Raw genomic sequence first — 5,357 nt, forward strand, 5'->3', positions numbered from 1 at the left:
TAAAGATGGTGTAAAGCACAAAAGAACACCTGCTCAGCAATCAGGGATTGCTGAGAAGAAGTGGACTTTGAGAGAACTCTTGAAATTCAAGTGTTCAAAAACGCCAACCAATTAATACAGGACTACCCAATTCCTTAAAAACGATTTATTCAGCATGTATGTCTACAATAAGAGTATGGATTTTCTTTTCTTCACATATGATGATAAACATATCGTGCTAAGTCTGCTAGAAGAAAATGGTGAGTTTGATAACAAACATGTCCTTTGCTCAAGTCCCGAGGCACTTGATTTTGGAAAAGAACTTTTTGAACACTGCCTGAAGGATTCAACTCCGATAAATAGCACTTCTGTACTTGGTTGAGAAAAATATCAATATTATTGAGCTGGTTTCATAAAAGGAATCCTTCTTCATATCACTAAACTATATTCACCCTTCAATGATGGAAATAGACGTATTGGTAGAAGTTTACCAGGATGCTTTTAAGGCAGACAAGTTTGCTAGCCACCATAATCTTAAAATAACATCTTACTTGTAAGATATATTAGAGGTAAACATATGCCATTGATAGAAGTCCGAAGTGCAACCGTGACCAAGAAAGGGCAGATAACCCTTCCCCGTGAATTCAGGGAACTGAATTTGGGTGAAAGTGATAAAGCTGCTATCCTGGTTTACGATGACCGTATTGAGATACGCCCACTTGCAAGTATTGAAAAAGATCTAGAATGTGCTATCTTATCCCAGGAATCACTTGCTGAATCCTGGAACACACCAGAAGATGATGAGGCATGGAAATACTTGGAAGAAATCAGGGAGCAGAAAAAACATGATAGCAAAATGGGAAGTTGCAGTGGTTGATTATCCCTTTACTGATGGGTCAGGTAAGAAACTCAGGCCCACTTTAGTACTCACTGACCCTATCCAAAATGATGTAATCCTGTGCCAAGTTACGACAAAAAAACCACAGGATAACTACGCAGTTACGTTGACCAGTGCTGACATGGAATATGGACCTATCAAATATCCAAGCTGGATACGGATCAACAAGATATTTACTCTTGAGACCAAGTTCATAGAGTTTAGCATAGGTAAAATCAACCAAAGTAAACAACATGAAGTTAGCTCAGTCCTAGCCAAGCTTTTCAAAAATACTTAGCAATATCCATTTGATCTATATATTCAGAGTCCAGTTATCGAAACTGAGTAACCTTTAAAACATTCAATAATAAGAAAAATAATGTCTTCAGAAAAAATGGCAATGATGGCAACTGAACATGGTGATCGGTGTGTTTTTCAGTGAAGTTGGCATAAAGCTTCTGGAATATATATCGGATGCTGATTCTGACCTGGACAGGCACAGAGATCAGTTCATGATCGATTCTGAATGGTCGGACAGGGATTTCGATAACCTTGTCAGATCAATGAGCAGGATCAATTATGATGTGGATACAGAAAAGATCGATTTTGAAAACTTAAGCACCTTTCTTGTAGGGAAAAGGGACTTCCTTGTCAGACTGCCTGAAAATCCATCCATGCTCGAGCATGAGGAATTCACCGAACTCTAAGCTAAGAGCTGTTTTTCATCTCACAGAAGAGCTGGATTGCAGGGGTGATTTCTCATGTCTTCCGGAGACGGACACACATCATCTGACAGGAGACATCAAGCGTGTATATGCACTGCTTGCGCGAGAATGGTTTACTTATATGAAATATAACAAGAAGAATTATCCATGCCTGTTCTCTCTTGCAATGCGGACAAATCCGTTTGACACAGAAAGTACGCCGATCGTATACTGATCATTGCGGTGGAGGTGGTTGATAATACAATTGGCAGTTCCTGATCAGATGGCCACAGAACCAAAAATCCGATCAGGGCATTATATGGGATCTTTTCAAAGGTCCTTTATCACCGTTGGAGTAAGAATACCACCGTTTTTAAACTCGCATTAAATCGAAGATTTAATGGGAGTACCATTTCTATGAAATGGAACAGGTGGATGAATTACGTTCCCTGTTAGAACTACCGTCAATGTATTTCTTAATCGTTTCAGCAGATACTTGACATGGGTACCAACATAATAGCTTGCCGACCAAAGATGATTACCCAAAATTCTTTTTTTTCGTAATTCAGGAAATTTCTGGAACGCTCGTTTTGCAGTAACACCTTTGATGATATTAACAATATCATTGGGTGCTATGAATGGTTGTGCAGATATGAAAAGATGGATATGTTCAGGCATGACTTCAAGTTCAAGTATTTCCTACTCCTTAGAATCCGCTATTGTTCTTATCTGGTCATCGAGAAATTCCTTTAACTCATTATTCATAACCTGTTTTCGAGCTGGTTTCATGGATATAAATACCTCTCTCCTCAATAGTAGTAGGGGATTTGAATGGGGTTTGAAGAACTCTCAGAGGAACAGTGGAAATATACCAAACCGTTTTTACCACCATAACCGATAACTGGGAAAAAATATTGAACGTTTTTGGGTGGCTGAAAATGGGGTTTAGAAGATTAGTGATCAGATATGAAAGACTTAATGTAGTGTTTAAAGGACTGTTAGATATTGCGTGTTTTATGATGTGTCGGAAAAATATATAAGTTAAGTTTTAAAACAGGCTCTATTAAATATTATAAATAAATTAGGAACTGAGTTTTACCTCAGTTCCCTATATGCAAGATATGCACCTATGCTCGCAACCAGAGCTCCTACAAGGACTAGTAATATAGAGCTTAAATTGCTTTTCTCTGTAGTTGCCTTTTCAGACTTTTCTAAATCTATATCTGCTTTTGTATCCTCTTCGCTTATAGATTTAGAACGTACCACATTGCTATTATCTGTCAAATCAGTTTCAGTAATAATAGCAAACGGTGAGAACCCTGTAGTCTGGCTTTCAAAGTATACATACTCATCATCCTCTCCAGCAACTGCAGTCGTGAGTGAGTTCCAGGAATCATCAGAATACCTGTACATTTTAATATTGTCTGCTTCGATGTCGTTATCTTCTAACCATGACCTCTCAACTCTAAAACCAATACTAAGATTGTTTACATTTTCAGGACTGACAAAACCTGCCTTACCAACCCAGATATTCATTTGCTGATAGACATTCCCAGGTGCAGCAATTTTTGCAAACGAAGATCTGCCTTTTAATACTTCAACAACAGTCTGTATCTTCCCTGAGTTCTTCAAAGAATCAAACTGTATGGAAGTGATCGCATTTTCATCTTCCTTGAACTTGTATTCGATGTGTGAATCTGCATTGATAAAGATACTCTGTACTTCTTTTAAAAGGATATTCTCATACTTCTCGCCAGTAGTAGCACCACTGCCTCCGCCTCCCCCGGAAGAAGATGCTTTTGCTGTAGATGTTTTAGTTTTTATTGTAAGAGTCTTAACTGCTTCATCAGACCACAGTCCATCATCATCCTGGACTTTGAAATAGATGGTGTGAGTTCCAACGGAAAGACCAGCAGTACTGAAATTGGCTAAAGTGGTTATATTACCGTCAATACTGGATCTCCAGTTGTAATCAATCACCTCGCCATCTATATCATTACAAGTTCCTTCAAATGAAACACATTCCCCTTCTGTAGCAGGATTTGGTGATATGGAAACTATTGTGGCGGAAGGTTTTTGGTAAGAGGTCGAGTTCAGAATAGTTAAATTTGCTGATATTTCATCAGACCACAATCCATCATCATCTTGGACTTTGAAATAGATAGTGTGAGTTCCAGCAGAAAGACCAGCAGTACTGAAATTATCCAAAGTGGTTATATGTCCATCAATACTGGATCTCCATTTGTAACCGATCACTTCACCATCTGTATCACTGCCGATACCTTTGAATTTAATGCATTTACCTTCAATGGCAGGATTTGGCAGGATGGAGACAATTATAGCTTCTGGAGTGCTATCTGTTGGAGTGCTATCTTCAAGTATTCTAAGATAGGCAGTATCCGGCTCTGACCAAGCACCTTCCTCGTCTTTGACACTGAAGTAAATTGTGTGGTTACCTACTGAAAGTGTAGATACGTTCATTGAACTTGAATTCTTAAGATAACCATCTATACTTGATGTCCAATTGTAACCTTTTATGTGACCATCATTGTCACTGCCTGTACCTGCAAAATAAACGGTATCATCTTCTTGAGCAGGATTTGGTGATATTGAGACTATTCTAGCCGAAGGTTTTTGGTTAGAGACAGATTCTATTATGGTCAAATTTGTTGAAACGCTATCAGCCCATACTCCGTCATCATCCTGGACCCGGAAGTAGATAATATGCTTTCCGGGAGTAAGATATGAGGTACTGAAAATGGCTGAATTGTTCAACTGACCATCGATATTTGATGTCCAAGTGTACTTCACAACTTTGCCATCCATATCATTACCACTTCCTTCAAAGAGAACGGATTCTCCTTCTGTGGCAGGATTTGGAGATATCGAGATTATATTTGCTTCAGGAGCTATATTGGGCACAGTTTCCTCTATTTTCCCTTCAATAAAAGGATAGTATCGTAAGGTGTCACTATCTGAAACCTTGAAGCTCATGCCTCTTGCAATGTCCACAATCTCACCAGCTCCAAGTATGATGGTACCAGTGCTTTGCATATTGATGGTATCACCACTTGCAGTGTCAACCTGAAGTGTTCCGAACTCATCACCAGACTCGATGGAGAGTATGTTCTGGTAATCTATGAGGTATAAACCTCCAACTGTGATCAGACTCCCCTCTGAATCTGCAGAAACACCATAAACAAGGACCTTGAAAACATCTACACCATCAGTGTCATCGACAACAGTGTTATAAGTCCATGTTGCAGAGTCGTCTGCTACGTTAATAACCTCGTCCTCGACGAATTCTCTGTCCTTAGAGAGTTCCATCCAGACCTTTTCACCCTCGACATCGATCTGTTTTACAGTAAGTCCATAGCCGTTTGGAAGCTCGAGGGTTGAGCCGGTTCTAAGCGTATATTCATCATCGTTGTCAACAAGCAGTTTTACAAGTTTATCTACACTATTGTCATCAAGAGCAACATACTTCTCTCCAAACAAACCAATTATTGGATAGCTTATATCATCATGGAAATTTGCAGTGTACTCCTTTTGCTGGATTGATGTCTTGTATACAAGATCTCCTTCACGAATAGTTCTGGTACTGACAATCGGGTTTGCTACAAGTTCCTCGGAACCGATATTAGCATCTATGTCATAGAAGAAACCTGCGAAGTTTGCTGGAGTCCATGTTTTTGTACCGCCTGCAACACTTCCCCTTAACTCGTAGGTTCCAGGTTCTGTGTATTCTTTCATTAGGTAGAGCCTGAGATGATCTGAGTCAGCAATTTTTAGTTTAA

At 39.2% G+C, this 5,357-nt stretch carries 5 protein-coding genes and 3 pseudogenes; 6 read left to right on the top strand and 2 right to left on the bottom strand.

What is annotated here, in order from left to right; translation table 11 throughout:
- The 6 genes and pseudogenes from CUN85_RS13725 to CUN85_RS12720 form a co-directional block, all read left to right on the top strand.
- A pseudogene (locus tag CUN85_RS13725) lies at positions 1 to 115 on the top strand (IS1 family transposase); the annotation flags it as partial.
- Positions 116 to 133: 18 nt separating this feature from the next.
- Positions 134 to 361: pseudogene (locus CUN85_RS12700) on the top strand (transcriptional regulator FilR1 domain-containing protein); the annotation flags it as partial.
- A 195-nt stretch (positions 362 to 556) separates the two neighbouring features.
- On the top strand, positions 557 to 856 hold the full coding sequence (locus CUN85_RS12705) for an AbrB/MazE/SpoVT family DNA-binding domain-containing protein (protein ID WP_135390680.1): 300 nt from the start codon (positions 557 to 559) through the stop codon (positions 854 to 856).
- Positions 825 to 1,154, top strand: a complete 330-nt coding sequence (locus tag CUN85_RS12710; RefSeq protein ID WP_167848892.1) for a type II toxin-antitoxin system PemK/MazF family toxin — start codon at positions 825 to 827, stop codon at positions 1,152 to 1,154. The genes CUN85_RS12705 and CUN85_RS12710 overlap by 32 nt, the downstream gene beginning before the upstream one ends.
- Positions 1,155 to 1,272: 118 nt before the next feature.
- The gene (locus CUN85_RS12715; RefSeq protein ID WP_135390682.1) at positions 1,273 to 1,563 is read left to right on the top strand and encodes a hypothetical protein; all 291 of its coding nucleotides are present in this window, start codon (positions 1,273 to 1,275) and stop codon (positions 1,561 to 1,563) included.
- Complete coding sequence (locus tag CUN85_RS12720; RefSeq protein ID WP_135390683.1) at positions 1,541 to 1,795, top strand: hypothetical protein; 255 nt, start codon at positions 1,541 to 1,543, stop codon at positions 1,793 to 1,795. Before CUN85_RS12715 ends, CUN85_RS12720 begins: the two co-directional genes overlap by 23 nt.
- A gap of 180 nt (positions 1,796 to 1,975) precedes the next feature.
- Here CUN85_RS12720 and tnpA read toward each other — a convergent pair.
- Both tnpA and CUN85_RS12735 read right to left on the bottom strand, forming a co-directional pair.
- A pseudogene (gene tnpA / locus CUN85_RS12725) lies at positions 1,976 to 2,337 on the bottom strand (IS200/IS605 family transposase); the annotation flags it as partial.
- Between the two features lie 318 nt (positions 2,338 to 2,655).
- Positions 2,656 to 5,357: S-layer protein domain-containing protein (locus CUN85_RS12735; RefSeq protein WP_205804464.1), on the bottom strand; the 2,702-nt coding region annotated here is incomplete at its 5' end.

Source organism: Methanolobus halotolerans (assembly GCF_004745425.1).
Lineage (GTDB): Archaea > Halobacteriota > Methanosarcinia > Methanosarcinales > Methanosarcinaceae > Methanolobus > Methanolobus halotolerans.

What these genes read in the sequence shown, in the direction of transcription:
- CUN85_RS12705 (WP_135390680.1), top strand. Translation starts at nt 557, where the DNA reads ATGCCATTGATAGAAGTCCGAAGTGCAACCGTGACCAAGAAAGGGCAG.
- CUN85_RS12710 (WP_167848892.1), top strand. Translation starts at nt 825, where the DNA reads ATGATAGCAAAATGGGAAGTTGCAGTGGTTGATTATCCCTTTACTGAT.
- CUN85_RS12715 (WP_135390682.1), top strand. Translation starts at nt 1,273, where the DNA reads ATGGTGATCGGTGTGTTTTTCAGTGAAGTTGGCATAAAGCTTCTGGAA.
- CUN85_RS12720 (WP_135390683.1), top strand. Translation starts at nt 1,541, where the DNA reads ATGAGGAATTCACCGAACTCTAAGCTAAGAGCTGTTTTTCATCTCACA.